The sequence below is a fragment of the Bacillus pseudomycoides DSM 12442 genome, from assembly GCF_000161455.1.
Taxonomy (GTDB): Bacteria; Bacillota; Bacilli; order Bacillales; family Bacillaceae_G; genus Bacillus_A; species Bacillus_A pseudomycoides.
Genome location: NZ_CM000745.1, coordinates 4,447,765 through 4,466,924 on the forward strand (window position 1 = coordinate 4,447,765; position 19,160 = coordinate 4,466,924).

The 19,160-nt window shown below is 33.8% G+C and carries 17 protein-coding genes and 1 pseudogene; 1 reads left to right on the top strand and 17 read right to left on the bottom strand.

The genetic code is table 11. The features are described from left to right. Nucleotides 1-161: 161 nt before the first annotated feature. A complete protein-coding gene (locus BPMYX0001_RS22695) occupies nt 162-926 on the top strand; it encodes a LicD family protein (RefSeq protein WP_003202215.1) in 765 nt (254 codons plus the stop codon). 315 nt (nt 927-1,241) lie between these two features. On the opposite strand, the gene tagU is transcribed toward BPMYX0001_RS22695, so the two are convergent. The 17 genes and pseudogenes from tagU to BPMYX0001_RS22775 form a co-directional block, all read right to left on the bottom strand. After that, nucleotides 1,242-2,150 carry a polyisoprenyl-teichoic acid--peptidoglycan teichoic acid transferase TagU gene (tagU, locus tag BPMYX0001_RS22700; RefSeq protein ID WP_003202214.1) on the bottom strand — a complete coding sequence of 303 codons (909 nt, stop codon included), beginning with the start codon at nt 2,148-2,150 and terminating at the stop codon, nt 1,242-1,244. Between the two features lie 265 nt (nt 2,151-2,415). Next, nucleotides 2,416-3,444 carry a UDP-glucose 4-epimerase GalE gene (gene galE / locus BPMYX0001_RS22705; protein ID WP_006096592.1) on the bottom strand — a complete coding sequence of 343 codons (1,029 nt, stop codon included), beginning with the start codon at nt 3,442-3,444 and terminating at the stop codon, nt 2,416-2,418. A gap of 163 nt (nt 3,445-3,607) precedes the next feature. Next, complete coding sequence (locus BPMYX0001_RS22710; RefSeq protein WP_006096593.1) at nt 3,608-4,237, bottom strand: class D sortase; 630 nt, start codon at nt 4,235-4,237, stop codon at nt 3,608-3,610. An 8-nt stretch (nt 4,238-4,245) separates the two neighbouring features. Further along, nucleotides 4,246-4,671: pseudogene (locus BPMYX0001_RS22715) on the bottom strand (hypothetical protein); the annotation flags it as partial. A 251-nt stretch (nt 4,672-4,922) separates the two neighbouring features. Next, the gene (locus BPMYX0001_RS32750) at nt 4,923-5,051 is read right to left on the bottom strand and encodes an NAD-dependent epimerase/dehydratase family protein (RefSeq protein ID WP_139358566.1); all 129 of its coding nucleotides are present in this window, start codon (nt 5,049-5,051) and stop codon (nt 4,923-4,925) included. 54 nt (nt 5,052-5,105) lie between these two features. Then, the gene (locus tag BPMYX0001_RS22720) at nt 5,106-6,266 is read right to left on the bottom strand and encodes an aminotransferase class I/II-fold pyridoxal phosphate-dependent enzyme (RefSeq protein WP_006096595.1); all 1,161 of its coding nucleotides are present in this window, start codon (nt 6,264-6,266) and stop codon (nt 5,106-5,108) included. 31 nt (nt 6,267-6,297) lie between these two features. Next, entirely contained in the window at nt 6,298-6,921 is a 624-nt protein-coding gene (locus tag BPMYX0001_RS22725) for an acetyltransferase (RefSeq protein WP_018781229.1), read from the bottom strand. Then, nucleotides 6,918-7,529 carry a sugar transferase gene (locus tag BPMYX0001_RS22730; RefSeq protein ID WP_033799726.1) on the bottom strand — a complete coding sequence of 204 codons (612 nt, stop codon included), beginning with the start codon at nt 7,527-7,529 and terminating at the stop codon, nt 6,918-6,920. The genes BPMYX0001_RS22725 and BPMYX0001_RS22730 overlap by 4 nt, the downstream gene beginning before the upstream one ends. Nucleotides 7,530-7,547: 18 nt before the next feature. Beyond that, nucleotides 7,548-8,843, bottom strand: coding sequence for a nucleotide sugar dehydrogenase (locus BPMYX0001_RS22735; RefSeq protein ID WP_033799242.1), 1,296 nt, complete (start codon nt 8,841-8,843; stop codon nt 7,548-7,550). Nucleotides 8,844-8,855: 12 nt separating this feature from the next. Further along, nucleotides 8,856-10,085, bottom strand: coding sequence for a glycosyltransferase family 4 protein (locus tag BPMYX0001_RS22740; RefSeq protein WP_006096599.1), 1,230 nt, complete (start codon nt 10,083-10,085; stop codon nt 8,856-8,858). 16 nt (nt 10,086-10,101) lie between these two features. Further along, nucleotides 10,102-11,217 (bottom strand): glycosyltransferase, encoded by a 1,116-nt coding sequence (locus BPMYX0001_RS22745; RefSeq protein WP_240516930.1) that lies wholly within the window; start codon nt 11,215-11,217, stop codon nt 10,102-10,104. Between the two features lie 19 nt (nt 11,218-11,236). Further along, nucleotides 11,237-12,505, bottom strand: coding sequence for a glycosyltransferase (locus tag BPMYX0001_RS22750; protein WP_018764980.1), 1,269 nt, complete (start codon nt 12,503-12,505; stop codon nt 11,237-11,239). A 21-nt stretch (nt 12,506-12,526) separates the two neighbouring features. Then, complete coding sequence (locus BPMYX0001_RS22755; protein WP_003202190.1) at nt 12,527-13,801, bottom strand: hypothetical protein; 1,275 nt, start codon at nt 13,799-13,801, stop codon at nt 12,527-12,529. A gap of 14 nt (nt 13,802-13,815) precedes the next feature. After that, nucleotides 13,816-15,285, bottom strand: coding sequence for an MOP flippase family protein (locus tag BPMYX0001_RS22760; RefSeq protein WP_033796574.1), 1,470 nt, complete (start codon nt 15,283-15,285; stop codon nt 13,816-13,818). An 80-nt stretch (nt 15,286-15,365) separates the two neighbouring features. Continuing rightward, nucleotides 15,366-17,186 (bottom strand): polysaccharide biosynthesis protein, encoded by a 1,821-nt coding sequence (locus BPMYX0001_RS22765; protein WP_033799243.1) that lies wholly within the window; start codon nt 17,184-17,186, stop codon nt 15,366-15,368. 113 nt (nt 17,187-17,299) lie between these two features. Beyond that, nucleotides 17,300-18,181: a UTP--glucose-1-phosphate uridylyltransferase GalU gene (gene galU / locus BPMYX0001_RS22770; protein ID WP_006096603.1), complete on the bottom strand. Its 882-nt coding sequence runs from the start codon at nt 18,179-18,181 to the stop codon at nt 17,300-17,302. A gap of 203 nt (nt 18,182-18,384) precedes the next feature. Further along, nucleotides 18,385-19,152 (bottom strand): tyrosine-protein phosphatase, encoded by a 768-nt coding sequence (locus BPMYX0001_RS22775; protein WP_003202182.1) that lies wholly within the window; start codon nt 19,150-19,152, stop codon nt 18,385-18,387. Nucleotides 19,153-19,160 lie beyond the last annotated feature (8 nt).

Below are 19,160 nucleotides of genomic sequence, written 5' to 3' on the forward strand. Positions count from 1 at the left end.
TAATATTAACGAAAAAACAGAATCAATAAAAGTATAAGGAACAACATATAAAAAGACTGTAGTTGCGTGTCAATTTATCACTGATGTATACTTAAACTTATGATTGTAATCTCTTTCCATGCAATCTGAACCATAAAAAATTTGTCGTATCGATTAGAACAATGGAGGAATTTATTTTGGATTCAACACAGTTAACACCTTTAGAGCAAGCTCAAAAAGTGATGCTGGATATGCTCATAACGGTTCATAAAATCTGTAAAGAACATAATATTAAATTTTGGATCACAGACGGTACTTTACTAGGGTCTGTTAGACATAAAGGATTTATCCCTTGGGATGATGATGCAGATCTTGCTATGCTAAGAGAAGATTACGATAAATTTTTGCGCATTATTCCAAACCATTTACCAGAGCCATATAAACTAGAAACAGAAAAAGTAAACACACACGGCAAACATAACTGGACGAAAATTCTCTATCTAGATGATTTTGAATGGCAAGAAAGCGATGGTACACACCGAAAAGGAATATCCATTGATATTTTCCCATTTGACTACGTTTCAGAATCGGCAACGCCGTTAGAAAAAATTGTCCGAAAACTTGCCGCAATCAATTATCCTTCAAAAATAAACGGTCCTGCAGATGTAGCAAGAAGAATTCTAAACAAATCGAAATTCTTTAAACTATATGTAAAAGGCCTTAAAAAAACAAACACTGTAACATACGGAATGGAAACCGGCTATTACAGATGGCATAACTTCGAGCTTAGTGAAATCTTCCCGTTAAAAGAAGGAATTTTCGATGGACACATGTTCCCTGTTCCAAATGATGCAGATCGCTACTTATCAGGAATGTATGGAGACTACATGCAAATACCAGAAGAAAGTAAACAAAAAGCTCATATGCAAAATTTAAAAGTTGGATAGGCTACACATATAAGATTTGGACAAAAATAAGGCGCTACCTATCCTTTATACATAAAGGATAGGTAGCGCCTATTATTTACTATATAAATACAAATTGAAAAACCGACATAAAATCCTTCTTTTCAGGTGGGAGAGAGCATCCAGCCATGCATAGAAGCGGTCAGACCCTTTTCCTGCCCCATGCCAAGGAAAAACAGAGAGAGAAAACAAGTAGCAGGTCACCTTTTGCTGTTCTTAGCAGCTTATATATGAGACATCAAAAAAAGTCTAATGTCCCATTACAGGATCATTAAGCTTATTCCTTATACTCAACTACTATTTTGTTAACTCTAAATGAGCTTTTAATTTATTAGACAAATCTTTACGATCTTTATCAGGAACGAAATAGTACCAAACACCATCCTGCTTATGACCGTCACCAGGAATTTGAATTTCCTCTTTTTTATTCATCGCAGCTTTATAATTACTTTGAAGATCCCACATTTGATCTTGATTTAAATTTGTTTTTACGTTTTTCTCAACAGCACCTAACATCGTGCCAAGTTTTGTAATAGATGATATGTTCGCGCCTTTACTAATAACCGCTTCTAGCACTTGACGCTGACGCATTTGACGACCAAAGTCACCGCGTGGATCTTCCTTACGCATACGCGTATACTTCAGTGCCTGCTCGCCATTTAGATGAATGTTCCCTTTCTCAAATGACATACCTTCAAGCGTAAATGCCAAGTCATTATTCACATCGATCCCGCCAACAGCGTCAACAATATCACGGAAACCTTCCATATTTACTTCAATATAATAATCAATTGGAATATCTAAAAAATTTTCAACCGTCTTCACAGACATATCAATTCCACCAAATGCATACGCATGGTTGATTTTATCTTTCTTCCCTTTCCCAACAATCTCCGTATATGTATCACGAGGAATACTTACAATTTCCATCGAACTTTGCTTCGGATTTAATGTTAATAACATAATCGAATCCGAACGCCCTTTATCTGCCCCACGCTCATCTGCACCTAATAATAAAATAGAAACAGGTTGTTTATTTCCTAACTTCACATCAGTAGAACGTTTCTCAGAATGATCTCGTTCAAGCGGCGTATACACTTTATCTATTGTCCCCGAAACGGATGAGTACAGATAATACGCATAACCGCCTCCTGCAATGACAAGAACGCCGATAATACCCAGTATCCAAAATAGAATTTTTTTCATTATGTAACCTTCTTTCTTGAATCAGCTTTATAGGTTTTTAAGGAATAAAGTACCACACCCATTATACATGGGATTAGTTTCTATATCCAAATTATTCTATAATTTCATACATATATGTTTTCTCATTAGATACCTTACCATACACAAAAAGCCTCGTCTTATCTAGCATAGGATAAGACGAGGCTTTTTCACGTTTACATTATTTCTTCAAAAAAATTGATGATATGTCTAGCAAATCATAAAGAAAGCATTTACAAGATCATATTCACTTCATACATTCTGCTTCTTGGTAGCCATCCTTATTATTCGACTGCCATTTCCATGAGTCCGCGCACATTTCTTCAAGCCCGCGCTTTGCTTCCCATCCTAATTCACGTTTCGCTTTAGATGCATCTGCAAAACATACAGCAACATCTCCAGGACGACGCTCTGTAATTTTATATGGAACGGACTTTCCTGAAACTTTCTCGAATGCTTGTACCATCTCTAGCACGCTATATCCAGTACCTGTACCAAGGTTATATGTATCTACACCTGTTGTATGTAATACTTTTTCAAGAGCCTTCACATGTCCATTCGCAAGATCAACAACGTGAATATAATCACGGACACCTGTACCATCTTTTGTCGGATAATCGTTTCCAAATACACTTAGTTCTTTTAACTTACCAACTGCTACTTGCGTTACATATGGCATTAAGTTGTTCGGAATTCCATTTGGATCTTCCCCCATACGCCCACTTTCATGTGCACCAAATGGATTGAAATAACGAAGTAATACAACACTCCACTCAGAATCAGCTACAACTACATCACGCATCATTTGTTCAATCATCAACTTTGTTTGACCGTATGGGTTTGTTGCATTTAAAGGAAATTCTTCTGTAATTGGTGATGTTTCAGGAAGACCATATACCGTTGCTGATGAACTAAAAATCATTTTCTTTACATTATGCTTCTGCATAACATCGCATAATATTAATGTACTTGTAATGTTGTTATGATAATAAGTAAGCGGAATTGCTACTGATTCTCCAACTGCTTTTAAGCCAGCAAAATGAATGACTGCTTCAATTATATTTTCTTTAAAAATCACATCGATTGCATCACGATTTAGAAGATTTTCTTCATAAAATTTAAACTGTTTTCCTGTTATTTCTTTCACTCGATTCAACGATTCTACTGAGCTATTAGAAAGGTTATCAACTACTATAATATCATAACCATTATTTAATAATTCCACGCATGTATGACTGCCGATATATCCTGCTCCACCTGTTACAAGTATCGCCATAATGAAGACCTCCCAGGGTTATTTATTTCTTATTTATTAGCTTTTCATTACTTCTCTTTGTGAATTCCAAACAGAATGAGTTCCAACACATTATATCTATGTACTTCCTATTTTTCATTTTGCATCAAGAAAGCCCAATTGCATAAAAGGGAATTGGGCATGACTATTTCTCTAAATCCGGCTTAGACACAAGCTTCGTATACACAATAAAGCGATCCAGAGCATCACCAATATGCTCAAACGGATAACATGTCGTTAACGTTAATGTCTCATAATCAGTTGGAACGATAATCGTCTCATCATTCGCTCCCGTAATTTTGAAATCTGTTATTTCATAAACACACTCACCATACGGCGTTGCAAATTTGATTTGATCACCTTTCTTCACATCTTCCAGCTTACGAAAACTCGTATTCCGGTGTCCGCTTAACACAACATTCCCGCCTTGTCCTGGCAACGTACTCCCAGCAAAATGTCCGACTCCTGATTTCAGCTCTCTCGGGTGCGTCCCTTCTACAACAGGAACCTCATAAGCAAGAGAAGGAAACTTCAATTCACCAAGCTTCTCTCCTGGATCAGGAATTTTAGACCAAATTTGTTTAAACTCTTTTTCAGCCTCTGCAGGCTTATACGGTGTAACAACTATATGAGCTAACAATGTTGTTTGCTTTGTAAGCTCCCAGCCGAAAAAAGCAATAATCCCAAGACCTAACAAAATAACGGAAACAGGAATCCCGATGATTACCCATCTCCATTTTGACTTACGCTTATGTACTTTCTTTCTTTTTTCCATAGGGCGTATTACGCTTGTTCTACTTTACGAGCTAATCGTACTGCTGGAACTAATGCAGCTGCACCTAGAAGTACAATTAATCCCCCAATTAGCATGTAAGTTTGTTCATTAGATGCTGTATTTGGCATTGGAACAAAATGACCAGTTGCATTTAGCTCACGCTTTGCTTCCATCGCAACTTTCAATGAATTTACCAAGCTTTTAAAGTTAGCTGCTTGTACCATTCCTCTCGTTGGGTCAATTGTCGCAAGTAACTTTCCATCTAAATCTTTTAATTGAATTAATAAGTTATTACCCTTACTAATTGTATAGTTTAAAAGATCCAACGAATTTCCTTTTTCATCTACAAGTGTTACTTGTAGATATGCAAGTTTCGCACTATCCAAGAATAAGCGAAGCATTTCTACTTTTTGCTCAGTTTTTAAGCTCATTAACCCTTGCTGCATGTGCAGCCGGTGTAGCGAATGCTGTTCAACCGTGAGCAAGTGCAGCGGCTAATGAGCCTGTTTTCATGACACCTTTGAAATTCATGGCTATTTCTCCTTTTTATAACAATTTATTAATTTAAATATATCATAAGCAATCCTATGTAAGACAACCTAATTACAATTTCTCAAGATGAACCTCTTACACAAGGTCTAAAGACTAAACATTTTCTGATATAGATGATGAAAAAACAAAATGTTTAATTTGATACGTGATCATTGTTAGTAACGGTGGTAAAATCCCTTATAACAACTCGATGTTTTTGTGATAGCAGTTCTTTCACAACATGACTCCCGATATAACTCGCACCGCCGATTACCAGTATCACTTACCTACTTAAAATAAAAAAGTGCATTCAAAAAAAGAATGCACTTTTTATAATTTATTTCGTTACAACTTGCTTTGCTAATACCTCTTTAACAGTAGCGATAACTCTTTCTTGATCTTCCACTGTCATACTTGAACCAGAAGGTAAACATAAACCTTGACTAAACAGCTTATCAGAAATACTATCTGTATCACCATGAGTATAATATTTAGAACCTGCGAAGACAGGCTGTCTATGAAGCGGCTTCCAAACTGGACGCGCTTCAATATTTTGTGCCGCTAAAGCTTCAATCACATCTAAATACGTAACACCTGTTACCTTTTCATCAATTAATAATGTAGATAACCAACGATTTGGAACTGCATCTTCGAATTCTGGCATAAATGTAATTCCAGGTAATTCACCTAAAGCTGTTTTATAGCGAGTAAAAATATCACGACGTGCTTGCACACGATTATTTAATACTTCCAACTGCGCTCGTCCTACACCAGCCACAATATTACTCATACGATAATTATAACCAATATGACTATGTTCATAATGAACTGCTGGATCACGTGCTTGTGTCGAAAGGAAGCGTGCTTTTTGAATCGCCACTTCATCATTAGAAACAAGCATGCCACCACCAGAAGTCGTGATAATCTTGTTACCATTGAAAGAGAAAATACCAAACTTACCAAATGAACCAGTTTGCTTCCCTTTATAAGTTGTTCCAAGTGATTCCGCAGAGTCTTCCACAACTAGTACACCATACTTATCACAAATATCCATAATTTCATCCATCTTTGCACTTTGTCCAAATAAATGAACAACAATTACTGCTTTCGGAAGTTTTCCTGAAGCTTTTGCATCTTCAAAAGCTTTCTCAAGTGCAACTGGAGACATGTTCCATGTATCAGGCTCTGAATCTATGAAAATTGGTTCGGCCCCTTGATACGCAATTGGATTTGCACTTGCTGCAAACGTTAATGAAGAACAAAATACAGTATCATCTCTATTAACACCTAACAGTTGAAGTGCTAAATGGATTGCTGCAGTACCTGCGCTAACAGCAGCGGCACTTTTCACTCCAATATACTCTGCAATTTGATGTTCAAATGCATCTACGTTAGGTCCTAGTGGCGCAATCCAGTTTTGCTCGAATGCTTGATTTACATATTTTTGTTCATTTCCGCTCATGTGTGGTGGTGATAAAAAGATTCTTTTGTTTTCCATGCTTCCATTACACTCCTTATGGTAACGTAACTTATTTTATAACTCTTGCGGGCGAACCTACTGCTGTACAAGAAGATGGTATATCATGAATGACTGTTGCTCCTGCACCAATTATACTCCATTGGCCAATTTTTCGATTCGGGATAACAATTGCCCCTGCACCTATTTGTGTACCTTCATTAACAAAGACTGTTCCCGTTAACGTCGCATTTGGAGAAATATGTGCAAAATCACCAATCTGATTATCATGTTCTATCACTGCTGCAGTATTAACAATAACATGCCTTCCAATTATAGTATCCGCATTAATAACTGCTTTAGGCATAATAACAGTTCCAAACCCAATGGAAGCAGACTCACTCACTACAGCAGTTGGATGAATAATTGTCTCATAACTTCCATCCTTCAATTCTAACTGCTCAACTATCCTTTTTCGTACAGCATTATGTCCAATCGCAAGCACAATTTTAAATCCAATCTCTTCTATTATTTCTTTAATAGAAGAGATTGGTCCATAACATATGCCCTGGTCCTCACTTAAACATTCATATTTATCATCAAATATAGCAACAATCTCATAACCTGTATTTGCATGAATCATATCTATAATAACTTTCGCATGCCCACCTTGACCAATTAAAGCTATCTTTTTCATTTCACCACTTCTTTATTTGAGTTTAATCCTGTAAATTTCTGCATCGTCACATGACCTTGTTGACCAACCCCTTCTGATTTAAAAACCTTTTCAACTGTTAAAAATAAAATCTTTATATCTAACCAAAGGGACTGATTATCCACATACCAAACATCTAATTTAAATTTATCTTCCCAAGAAATTGCATTTCGTCCATTTACTTGCGCCCATCCAGTAATACCAGGGTGCACTTCATGACGTCTAGCTTGTTGGGAGGTATACAGTGGGAGATATTCCATTAATAATGGACGAGGTCCTACTAAACTAGTATATCCTTTTATTACATTAATAAGTTGTAGTAATTCATCTAGACTTAACTTTCTAAGTAATTTACCAAATGATGTTAAACGAACATTATCTGGTAAGAAATTACCCTCTTCATCTTTTGCATCTGTCATTGGATGAAACTTGTATACATAGAAGGGTTTTCCATGTAAGCCTGGACGTTGTTGTTTGAAAATAATAGGACTACCTAGTTTGAACCTTACAAGAAGGGCGACAATTAAAATTATAAAAGACAACAACATCAGAGTTAAAACTGCTGTAAGAGCATCAAAAGCCCTTTTCATAATATCCATCACACGCCTTTAATTATTTACTAATTGCTTCTTGACACTTTCTAAACCTTTAATTTCATATAAATTATTAAAATTAATATAAATTATTTCTGAGTTTTTACATTTCACACAATTACGTGTATCCAGGATAACAGTTTTTTTTGCATGTTCTAAAATACTGGTCTCATTTAGATGCTTAAATTCATTATGATCTGTTAAAACAAGTACACAATCTGCATCTATAATCGCTTCTTCAAAGTCATATAGATTAAATACTACTTGTTGTTGATGGACATGTGGATCATGTACCGCTACTTCATATCCTTTAGCTGTTAATAAATCTACAATTGTCATCGCAGGACTTTCTCGAACATCATCAATATTTCCTTTATAAGTAATGCCTAGAACAGCAACCTTCCCATTACTTGGAACTATTTTTTCTATTTGATCTGTAATAAATATCGGCATAGAATTGTTTATTTCTCTAGAATTTGAGATTAGTACGGATTGTTCTGGTGCCTTTTCGATGATGAAATAAGGATCGACTGCTAAACAATGGCCTCCAACACCTGGTCCTGGTAGGTGTAGATTCACACGCGGATGATGATTAGCTAAACGAATTACATCTAATGCATCAACATTTAACTCTTGAGAAATTTTGACCAATTCATTTGCAAGTGCAATATTAACATCACGATATGTATTCTCCATTAACTTAGACATTTCAGCTGTAACAGCAGTAGTCTCTAATATCTGTCCTGTAACGAAGCTACGATATAGCTCTGCAGCCTTGCTAGTAGAAATATCATTGATTCCCCCAACAATTCGTGTATTTTCAACTAACTCAATTAATATACGTCCTGGTAACACTCGTTCTGGACAATGGGCTAGATAAATATCTTCTCCTACAATCCATCCATGTTCTTTGAAAATTGGCGCCACTACATCATTAATTGTTCTCGGAGGAATTGTAGATTCAACAATAACTACATTTCCTGGTTTTACAAAGGGTACAATAGATTTTGTCGCCCCAATTACATAATCTAAGTTTGCAGTATGATCTGCATTATGCGGTGTTGGTACCGCAATGATATATGCATCTGCATGAGTTGGTTGAAGACTAGCTTTTAATCTTCCCTTCCCAACCATTTCTTTAACTAATTCTCCCAAACCAACTTCCTCAATGTGGATTTCCCCTTGATTAATCATTTCTATCGCAATTGGATTTACATCTACACCTGTTACAGTATAACCAGCTTTTGCAAACATTGCTGATGTGGGTAATCCAATATAGCCTAGTCCTACTACGCATAAATTTTTACTCATTGCTATTTCCTCCTATTTGATTATACTTTCAATTTCTTGAATGTATTTATGTGCTAAAGCTTTTCGACTAAATTTCCTTTGCACGTATTTATAACCTTTAAGACCCATTTCATCTAATCGTTCTCTATTATGATAGAATTCTAATATTTTCTCTTTAAACTGGATAATATCTTCAGGATCAACATAAACTCCACATCCACTTTCCTCTACTAATTCTCTAGCAGCTCCATCAATTCCAAGTAAAATCGGTTTTGCACATGACATATAATCAAACACTTTATTAGGATATACTGTTTTAAATGTATCTACCTTTTTCAAAACTGCAGTACAAATATCTGAAGCATTACAAAAATCAGGAATAACTGCCTTTGGTTGCGAGTCAATAAATATAACATTTTGTATCCTTTCACTCTTAACTCTTTTTTTCAGTCGTGCTTTTTCCATCCCATCTCCAACTAATAGAAAAGCTATATCTTCATATTCTTCGCATGCCTTCGCAAGATTTAAAAGACTATCTAAATTATTCGCTAGCCCATGTGCCCCCATATAAGTAACGACAAACTTATTTTGCAAACTGTATTTTTCACGAACCCAGTTATCTTTTTCACCTGGTTCGAAAATATCTAAATCTGCCCCATTTGGGATAAAAGTTATTTTATCTGGAGAAATATGTTTCTTCTCAATTAATACATTACGAAACGCAGGAGTTAAAACATTGATTTTATTCGCAAACTTATAAGACATTTTTTCAACAAAAAAAGCCATTTTTATTAATGGCTTACTCTTTAAAACCCCAGTATCAATAGCCGATTCTGGCCATAAATCTCGAACTTCAAATATCATCGGTATTCTTTTAAACCATTTTGTAAAAATACCAGTAACCCCAACAAATAACGGCGGAGAAGTTACAATTACAATATCATGACTTTTCACCCTGAAAAGAATAGCTGTTAATGAAGAAACTGTAAACGAAAAGTACCCCCATAGCCTTCCAAAAAATGACTTATTATAAGCTTCAGATACATATGTTCTTAGTACTTTTACATTCGGGGAATACTCCTCTGCTACAATCCATTTTCCTTTATACTTCTCTTCTTTTTTACCCGTAGTGTAATGTACAGTCCCAGCCACAATTGTAATCTCATGTCCTTGCTCTTCCCAATACTTAACAAATTGATTAAATCTAGAACCACCTGGGTCATCTTTTCCTAAAAAATACTGATGAAGTAATAAAACCCTCATAATTTTTATGCTCCTACTAATTTATTTTTTTATAATACTCTATAAGTTTTTCTGATTCTCTTTCCCAATTAAATTTTTCATAAATATATTTCTTTCCATTATTAGATAAATAACTTTTCAAATCTTCATCCGAACCAATCTTCAATATCAGATCTGCAATCTTGTTTATATTTTGTGGATCTACAAAATATCCCGCATTACTACACCCTATTTTCTTTTCCCATTTCGGGAAGTCACTTGCAATAAATGGGATACCTAAAGTCATATACTCGAAAATCTTATTGGGGCTTGTCTCAGCATGATCAACAACATCTAATATTGTACATAAACCTATATCTGATTTTATTACATATGAAAAAGCTTTCTCTTGAGGAAGCTTTCCTAAATAGTCTACATATTTCCAACCATTCAATTTCTGAAGCTCATTTATTTCTTTTGAATCTGGACCAATTAGCCATAATCTGCAACTATAAGTCTTATTTATTTCTTCTAAAGCTTGTACTATCTGTCTCAAACCCCGTTGCTCACTGATTCCACCAACGTAAACCACCCTTATATAGTTACTCTTTGAGATTAGCTTACTTAATTCATAAGCCCTCGTTATTAGTTCACCCTGATGAATTGGCGCATTCTCAATTAACAATGCATTTTTATATTTGGCAAGTAAACCTTCTTGTGTAACAATAAATCCATCAAAACACCTTGATGCCATTAACTCTAAACCTGTAACTACTTTAGCAATAAGTTTCCTATAAGAATAGGGAATCCATTCCCGAATTAATATTCTTTTTGAAAAATCTTCGTGAGTATCATAAATAACTTTTTTATTAAACATTTTCAACAAAAATCCTAATAATATCGTGTCAGGATTATGCAAATGAACTATTTTAGACCTTGTCTTAAGTATTTTACAAAGTAATTTAGGTTGCAAGATAATTCTACTTAAAAAGTTTTTTGATTTTGGAATTGCGAAGATTTGTATATTACCTATTTTCTCATCATAATCTTTTCTAGCAAGCAAACTAACCTCATAACCACTATTTTCTATAGTCTTTGCTTGTTTTTGGTATACCCTTATATCCTTATAATCGTGTATAGGAGAAACTATACATACCTTCTTAGCTTGATTCATATGCATTCTCCTCCATTATTTAATCTGAAATCTTAGAAAACAAATCTTTAGCTACATTTTCCCATTTATACTTAGGAATGATTTCATACCAATATTCTTTTTTATCTTTATTTTTAACGAACTCTTTTATCATTTCTTTAATTTCTTGCGCATTATTATAAATAATGGGTCCCTTATCGACGTCCTTCATTAATTTACCAACTGGATCTTGATTATTAGCCAATATGGTTAAAATAGGTGATTTAACTCCGAAATACTCGTAGACTTTTCCAGGGATCTGACAACCATATTTATTGCCCCACAATAATAATCCATCACTATTATGCATATAATCTTGCGCCTCTTCATAAGGAACCCGTGATAGAAGAGATACACATTTTATATCTTTTAATTCTTTTTTAATCTTTAAATTATCAACTCCTCCTACCAAAACTATATTAATTTGATCAAAAATATCCTTCTCTTCCTCTTCTAAGGCTTTCAATGCTTCAATTAAAGGCCTAGTATCTCTCAACTCAGTATATATTTCACCAGTATGCACTAAATTAATTTTATCCTTTTTTAATAAACCTATGAATTTCTTTGAGTTTTCTCGTGAATATTCTTCAAATCCCCTATAAACAATAGCAGTTCTACTTTTAGGTATACTATAGCTACTTATATATAAATCCCTTGTTTCCTCAGTAGTAAATAGAAATTTATCACTCTTTTTAACAACATTACGTTCCAACCACTTTTCAACATTACGTTTTAATAAACTTTCTCTGGATCTATAATATTCAAATGTCCAAGGATCACTCCAATATGTTATCCATTTCACCTCTGGGTTATTTTTTTTTAATTTCAAGCCAGCTAAATGACAAGAAGGGGTTTCATGCGTTGAAATAATGATATCTACTTTATTTTTTTTTATTAGTTTATCTCCTATCTTGACGGCATTGTTTTTCCATTCAATATAAGAATCTGGAATAGCTAAATTCCTTTTTATAGATGATTTTAAAATGTTTTTTTTGCTAGCCTTCGCAGGAGAATCATTACCAATCTGCCTACTCTTCTTAGGATAAATTCTTTTATATATTGATCCCATATCTACTCTAATTACTTTAATGTTTGTATTTATTTTATATAAAAGCTCTTCATCATAATTTATAAAATCTTTAGGATAATCTGGTGTGAGTACCATCACTTCATTCCCCATCACCTGCAAATGATTAACATAATTTAATATTCTAATACTCGCAGAATTGTTTATAGGCGGAAAGTGATTTGCTATAAATAAAATCTTCATGTCCCTTTAGCCCCTTAAATATCAATAAAATTTCAAAATACTGTACATTGTTATACCAATTAAAATCATAAAATAAACTATCGCCAATGGCATTTTCTTATGTTTAAAATATAAATTTGCATTCTGATACCCATAAAAAGCTAACAAAATCATAAATGGATAGAATAAACATATATGTCTAATTGTAAAAGATAACATGCTTACAGAAATATAAACTACAATAAAGCTAAACATAATTGTTGCTACATTACTATTTGAAAAAGACTTCCTAATTCCAATTAATACATAAGGCATCAAAAATAATTGCACAATAGTACCTATACTTAAAAAATTCCGCTCCAATTCAGATGAAAAAATAGGAAAAGGAGTAATAGATAAATATACAACTCTTAGAAAAAAACCCACATATAAAGGAGCATTAAAAACGTATTGAGCTAAACCATCAGTTCTCTCCGTTCTATAATCAGCATAAATTTCATAGTAATTAAATATTGTATTAACTAAAGAAGTATTAAAAATGAGTATAAATAACAAAACAATTATAGAAATACTCATTATATTTTTTAGTTTTAATGGTTTATTTTTCGAATTACGGTATGCTGCCCACATTGTAAATATTATCTGAATCACTAAAAAGTAAGCCGACATATAACGAATTTCATAAAGTATTACAAATAATATAAACATTCCACAAATAGCCATAGATTTTTCCCATAAATTAAATTTATAAAAACCTAATGCAAGGTATATTACAAGTACCATTATGAAAGTAACTACAATATCTCTAAAAACATGCGCAGCATTAAAACTCATTATGGGTGAGCACCCTACTATTACTGCTGCTAGAAAAGCAAACCTTTGTTTCAACCCCATATAATTCATACTTATTTTATATACAAATACAGAAATAAAAGCCAGCAATAAACCATTAAAAAAACGAGGAACTAATGTATGGTATCCATCAAAAAAAGATGCAATTCGAAAGAATATACTTACCAAGTATGTGTATCCTAACGAGTTAGACATCCAAAAAATTTCTTTAAGACTAGAATAATCAAAAATACCTAAACTTTCATACGCATATGCTGCTTGTTGTTCGTAAACTAAATCATCACTTCCACCAATATAATAAGGTACTCCATATCTATCTATATATATGTAGTACATTAAAATACTTATTAAGACATTAAAAATAAAGATAATATGAAATAACTTAACCTCTTTACGTCCTAATCTTAAGGTTAAGATTGTGCCTATAAGATAAAAAAATACTAAAAAAACTAATGTTGTAAGCATGTATAATTTACCTCTTAACTAACGTTTTTTATCCTTTTCCTTAAAAATAATTCTTTTAATTCTATAATTAGTTGTCGTTGAAATACCAAAGAAGCCGTTATGTAAAACACGGCTCCCAACGAAACCACTAAAACTAGCTGAATTGTCATATCTAACTGCTTTATAAAATTCAGTATCACCAATACAGTTCCCATCATAACTAATGAAGCTTTTATAGAACTCATAAAACTTTCTAAAAACTCTTTCAAACAAGAACCCACTAATGTTCGAATCACAAATGTGTAATTTGTAATTATGTATACCACCTGATGGCAACAATATCCCATAGCTACTCCCGTTATTCCACCAAAATATGCTCCGGTGATAATTAAGGGCACTTGAGAAAACAGCATAAAAAAGTGCCACTTAAATCCTAAATCTACTCTTCCCCTGGCCATTACTAATGCCCCAATTGGATTGACAATAGCTCTTGTTATTCCAACAAAAGAGAGTATTTGAATAAGTAATACACTAGGCATCCATTTCTCTCCAAAAATAACAGGAACTAAAATTGGAGCAGATATAAATAAACCAAAAAAATAAGGGAAATTTATACAACTCAAAATCTGAATGATTTTAAAGTATGATTTTTTTAGCAAAGATATATCATTTTGCATCTTAGAAAATATAGGAAATGCCACTCTTGTCACTATGGGATTAATCTTTGAAATAGGTAATATTATAAGATTGAAAGCAATAGTATAATAACCTAGGGCTTTTGAACCAAGTAGACTTCCAATAATTATATAATCTAGATTAGAATTGATGTAATGAATTGTTCTTTCACCTAATTGATATAAACCAAAACTTACGAAAGATTTCACTTCACTAAATCTAAAGTACATCATAGGCTTCGATACATTTTTACTAATAAAAACATATCCACACATTTTCATAAAGTTAATAAATATTTGACCAATAACTAATGAGTAGACATCATAGCCTATATAAGCAAGAGTTATGGTTAATAAAAAACCTGATATAGCCGCTATTATTTCTATCTTTGCTAGAATATCAAATTTAAGCTCTTTTTGATGTAAAACCATAGATTGTTGGCCTATTGGATTAATCAAAAATATTACTGCTATTAAGCATAATAAAATGCTTAATCTTGGTTCATGATAAAAATATGCTATAACTGGAGTAAATCCAATAATAACTAAAGTTAATAATAACCCTAACATTATATTAAACCAATAAAGACTCGATAATTGTTTTTTAGTTAAATTCTCTTTATAAATTATAGCGTTAGTAATTCCCATATCCGAATATAATTGAGCAAACCCTACAACTACCATAATAGTAGTCATTAATCCTAATGATTCAGGCGGAAGTATTCTAGATACTATAACCAATTGAATTATTTGTAAACTAGAAACAATTAGTGCTGATGTTGTAGTCCATTTAGCTCCACTAAATGCTTTTTGCTTTAAATTTGTAATCATACAAGGTATCCTCTCACCTAACTTAAACACAAAGATAATAATTTTTTAATAAATATCATATTTTTTTCCACCAAGTGCTGTTAAATATTCATTTTATCTATTACTTTTTGACGATTATTAGTTAAATCTAATAAGAAATCTCTTAAATGATTACCTTCTAAATTAGAAATATATTGTACTAAATACGGTAATTCGGCACTTAATTCATGATTAGATTTACCAATGCATATCTTGGGATAAATTTGCTCTTTATGCACTTCATCATCCTTTAATAATTCTTCAAAAAGTTTTTCCCCAGGGCGTATCCCAGAAAACTTAATTCCAATATCCTCGACCTGATAACCAGATAGTTTAATAAGATTTTTAGCTAAATCAACAATTTTAACAGGTTCTCCCATATCAAGAACGAAAATCTCCCCACCTTTAGCTAAAGATCCAGCTTGAATAACCAAACGTGAAGCCTCTGGAATTGTCATAAAATAACGAATCATATCAGGATGTGTAACAGTAACCGGTCCACCCTTTTGAATTTGTTTCTTAAATAAAGGAATAACACTACCACGACTTCCCAGTACATTGCCAAAACGAACAGCTACAAAACGAGTATTACTGACTGTGTCCATATGTTGCACAATCATTTCTGCAATACGCTTCGTTGCCCCCATTACACTTGTTGGGTTAACAGCTTTATCTGTAGAGACCATAACAAATTTATTTATACCAAAAGTAGCCGATGCTTCCGCAACATTTTTCGTACCAATAATATTATTTTTTACAGCTTCCTCTGGGTTCCTTTCCATAAGTGGAACATGTTTATGTGCCGCTGCATGATACACAATGTATGGGTTATGCTTCTTCATCACTTCAAACATTTTATTACGGTCTTGCACATCTGCAATTTCTGTTGTAATTTCGATGGAATCTTTATATAGTGAACGCAATTCCATTTCAATTGTATAAATGCTGTTCTCACCGTGACCAAGTAATACAATTTTACCTGGTTTAAATTTCATGACTTGGCGACACAGCTCGGAACCAATTGATCCTCCAGCGCCAGTTACTAAGATTGTTTTTCCTGTAATCTTTTCACCAATACCTGCATCATCTAATTTCACAGGCTCACGTCCTAATAAATCTTCTACTTGTACATCACGAAACTCATTAACAGAAACTTTCCCATCCAGAATATCTTCTAGCATTGGCACAATTTGTGTTTTTGCCTTCGTTTTTGTACATGCTTCAAAAATCCCATTCACTTCTTTACGACTAAGGGAAGGAATAGCAATAATAATATGTTCAATTTGATAACGATCAACAACCCGTTGAATGTCTTCTCTTGTTCCTACAACAGGGATATTGTATATTTCTAACCTTTGTTTCCTTAGATCATCATCAACAAATGCTACCGCTTCTAAATGTGCCTCATGACTTTTTTGAAGCTGACGTACAATCATCGCTCCTGCTGAACCCGCCCCTACAATTAATGTACGAGCTTTATCTGTTTTCTTTGAAATGTATGTATCACGGAAAATACGCCATATAAATCGTGAACCACCAATAAGTAGCATATGGAACATCCATGCGATTGCTAAGATGCGGAAATAAATATCGTGATTAATAACTTGCTGAACGATTGCAGTCACGATAATAGAGAATGTAACGGCTTTGAAAATATTTTCTAACTCTCCTATACTTGCATACTCCCAAGCTTTTTTGTACAACTTGTAAATTGCAGCAAACACATGATGACTACAAAGTAACGTAATTGAACTAATAATAAGTGTAGTTGGAATATTGTCTAATGCATTAGGATGAATAAACCAGTAACTCAAGTATACCGATGTTAAAACAATGAATGAATCTAATAATACTAATAATGAGAGCCTATTTTGATAACTCAAGACACACGTTCCTTTCTTTTATATAACTTTAAAATAAGAGTCCTTCCCACACCTAACATTTTATAAACCATGCCCTATATTTAAAAACAGCCTATTTTTCAGTTATATACAATCTATACGTTTAAAAGTTCTTTCTGTACAAGTTCATTCATATACTTCACAAGTTCATCTTTTAATTCATCATGCTGAAGCATCATTTCAATCGTTGTCTGAATAAAACCTAATTTCTCCCCAACGTCATAACGCTTACCTTCAAAGTCATATGCAAATACACGTTGAATTTCATTTAATCGCTGAATCGCATCCGTTAGCTGAATTTCTCCACCCGTACCTGTTTGTTGGTCTTCTAGGAACATAAAAATTTCTGGTGTTAATACGTAACGCCCCATAATCGCTAAGTTCGATGGTGCTGTTCCTTGCGCTGGTTTTTCCACAAATCTGCTCACCTGATAACTGCGTCCCTTTTGTTCTAATGGATCGATAATACCGTAGCGATGTGTTTCATTTTCCGGCACTGTTTGTACACCGATTACTGATGATCTCGTTGCTTCATATCGATTCATTAATTGACGTAAGCATGGTGTTTCCGCTTGAACAATGTCATCACCAAGTAATACAGCAAACGGTTCGTTGCCAATGAATTTACATGCGCACCATACAGCATGCCCGAGTCCTTTTGGTTCTTTTTGTCTTATGTAGTGAATGTTAATTTGGGAAGACGCTTGTACTTTTTCAAGCATTTCGTACTTCCCTTTTTCTAGTAGATTTTGTTCTAGTTCAAAGGAGTGATCAAAGTGATCTTCAATTGCACGCTTTCCTTTACCCGTTACGATGATGATGTCTTCAATTCCAGATGCAATTGCTTCTTCCACAATGTACTGAATCGTCGGTTTATCAACGATTGGCAACATTTCTTTCGGCATTGCTTTTGTCGCTGGTAAAAATCTTGTCCCCAGCCCAGCTGCTGGAATGATGGCTTTTTTTACTTGTTTCAACTTGTATTATCCCTTATCCTTTATTATATTTATATATAGATATAATAAAGGTTCCAACAATTTTATAATCATAACGGGCATCTAACCCGACCTCACACCATGCTTTTGACAACAAGCGTGTCTAAGGTAAAGCTTACTCTACCCACAGCATAGTCGAGTGTCTCCATTGATATTGGTTAGGAGGCATCACCAAATGTTTATACTTAAAAGAGACCCAGTATTTTCTTACGTCGCACCTGTTCTGGTTCTTCTCGGTAAATTATCTTCCCACTTATTAGTGAATATGTATTTTCTTTGAAACAATAAAGTGTAGAGCTCCCAAATGACTTCTCTATTACCTCATATGCTGCTTGTAAGTGAAATGAGCGCGTTGTTGTGTTATGGGCATCTGATGATATGACATGTGCTAAATGGTGTTCAATGAGTTGTAACGAAAATTTCTTGATTTTCTTTCCGAACTTTCCTGTTACACTCCCCGCAGTAATTTGCGTGAGTGCGCCTTGAGTTACGAACTTATACAATACTTGAGGGCGTTCGATGATTTCCGTATTTCGCTCTGGATGCACAATGATCGGCGTAATTCCTTTTATACGCAGTTCATATAACATTTTTTCTGCATAGCGCGGGACATGATTTGCTGGGAATTCAATTAATATGTATTTATCCGTACGATTCAATGTAACAATTTTACCCAATTCGTAGTCTTCTAACAATTCTCCATATAACCTGATTTCTTGACCAGGTAAAATGGTTAAATTAATGTCTTCTTCTTTCAATCTATCATTTAACTGCTTTACCTGATGAAGAATGCCTTCTGCTGGATTAATATAAACACCATTTTGATGATGCGGAGTGGCAACGATTGTATGAATACCTTCTTTACATGCTGCCTTTGCCATCGCGATACTATCTTCGATTGATTGTGCCCCATCATCGATACTAGGCAAAATGTGACAATGTAAATCAATCATTCCCTTAC

What these genes read in the sequence shown, in the direction of transcription:
- BPMYX0001_RS22720 (WP_006096595.1), bottom strand. Translation starts at nt 6,266, where the DNA reads ATGGAAAACAAAAGAATCTTTTTATCACCACCACACATGAGCGGAAAT.
- BPMYX0001_RS22740 (WP_006096599.1), bottom strand. Translation starts at nt 10,085, where the DNA reads ATGAGGGTTTTATTACTTCATCAGTATTTTTTAGGAAAAGATGACCCA.
- BPMYX0001_RS22735 (WP_033799242.1), bottom strand. Translation starts at nt 8,843, where the DNA reads ATGAGTAAAAATTTATGCGTAGTAGGACTAGGCTATATTGGATTACCC.
- BPMYX0001_RS22775 (WP_003202182.1), bottom strand. Translation starts at nt 19,152, where the DNA reads ATGATTGATTTACATTGTCACATTTTGCCTAGTATCGATGATGGGGCA.
- BPMYX0001_RS22710 (WP_006096593.1), bottom strand. Translation starts at nt 4,237, where the DNA reads ATGGAAAAAAGAAAGAAAGTACATAAGCGTAAGTCAAAATGGAGATGG.
- BPMYX0001_RS22695 (WP_003202215.1), top strand. Translation starts at nt 162, where the DNA reads ATGGAGGAATTTATTTTGGATTCAACACAGTTAACACCTTTAGAGCAA.
- BPMYX0001_RS22750 (WP_018764980.1), bottom strand. Translation starts at nt 12,505, where the DNA reads ATGAAGATTTTATTTATAGCAAATCACTTTCCGCCTATAAACAATTCT.
- BPMYX0001_RS22755 (WP_003202190.1), bottom strand. Translation starts at nt 13,801, where the DNA reads ATGCTTACAACATTAGTTTTTTTAGTATTTTTTTATCTTATAGGCACA.
- tagU (WP_003202214.1), bottom strand. Translation starts at nt 2,150, where the DNA reads ATGAAAAAAATTCTATTTTGGATACTGGGTATTATCGGCGTTCTTGTC.
- BPMYX0001_RS22760 (WP_033796574.1), bottom strand. Translation starts at nt 15,285, where the DNA reads ATGATTACAAATTTAAAGCAAAAAGCATTTAGTGGAGCTAAATGGACT.
- galE (WP_006096592.1), bottom strand. Translation starts at nt 3,444, where the DNA reads ATGGCGATACTTGTAACAGGTGGAGCAGGATATATCGGCAGTCATACA.
- BPMYX0001_RS22725 (WP_018781229.1), bottom strand. Translation starts at nt 6,921, where the DNA reads ATGAAAAAGATAGCTTTAATTGGTCAAGGTGGGCATGCGAAAGTTATT.
- BPMYX0001_RS22745 (WP_240516930.1), bottom strand. Translation starts at nt 11,217, where the DNA reads ATGAATCAAGCTAAGAAGGTATGTATAGTTTCTCCTATACACGATTAT.
- BPMYX0001_RS22730 (WP_033799726.1), bottom strand. Translation starts at nt 7,529, where the DNA reads ATGAAAAGGGCTTTTGATGCTCTTACAGCAGTTTTAACTCTGATGTTG.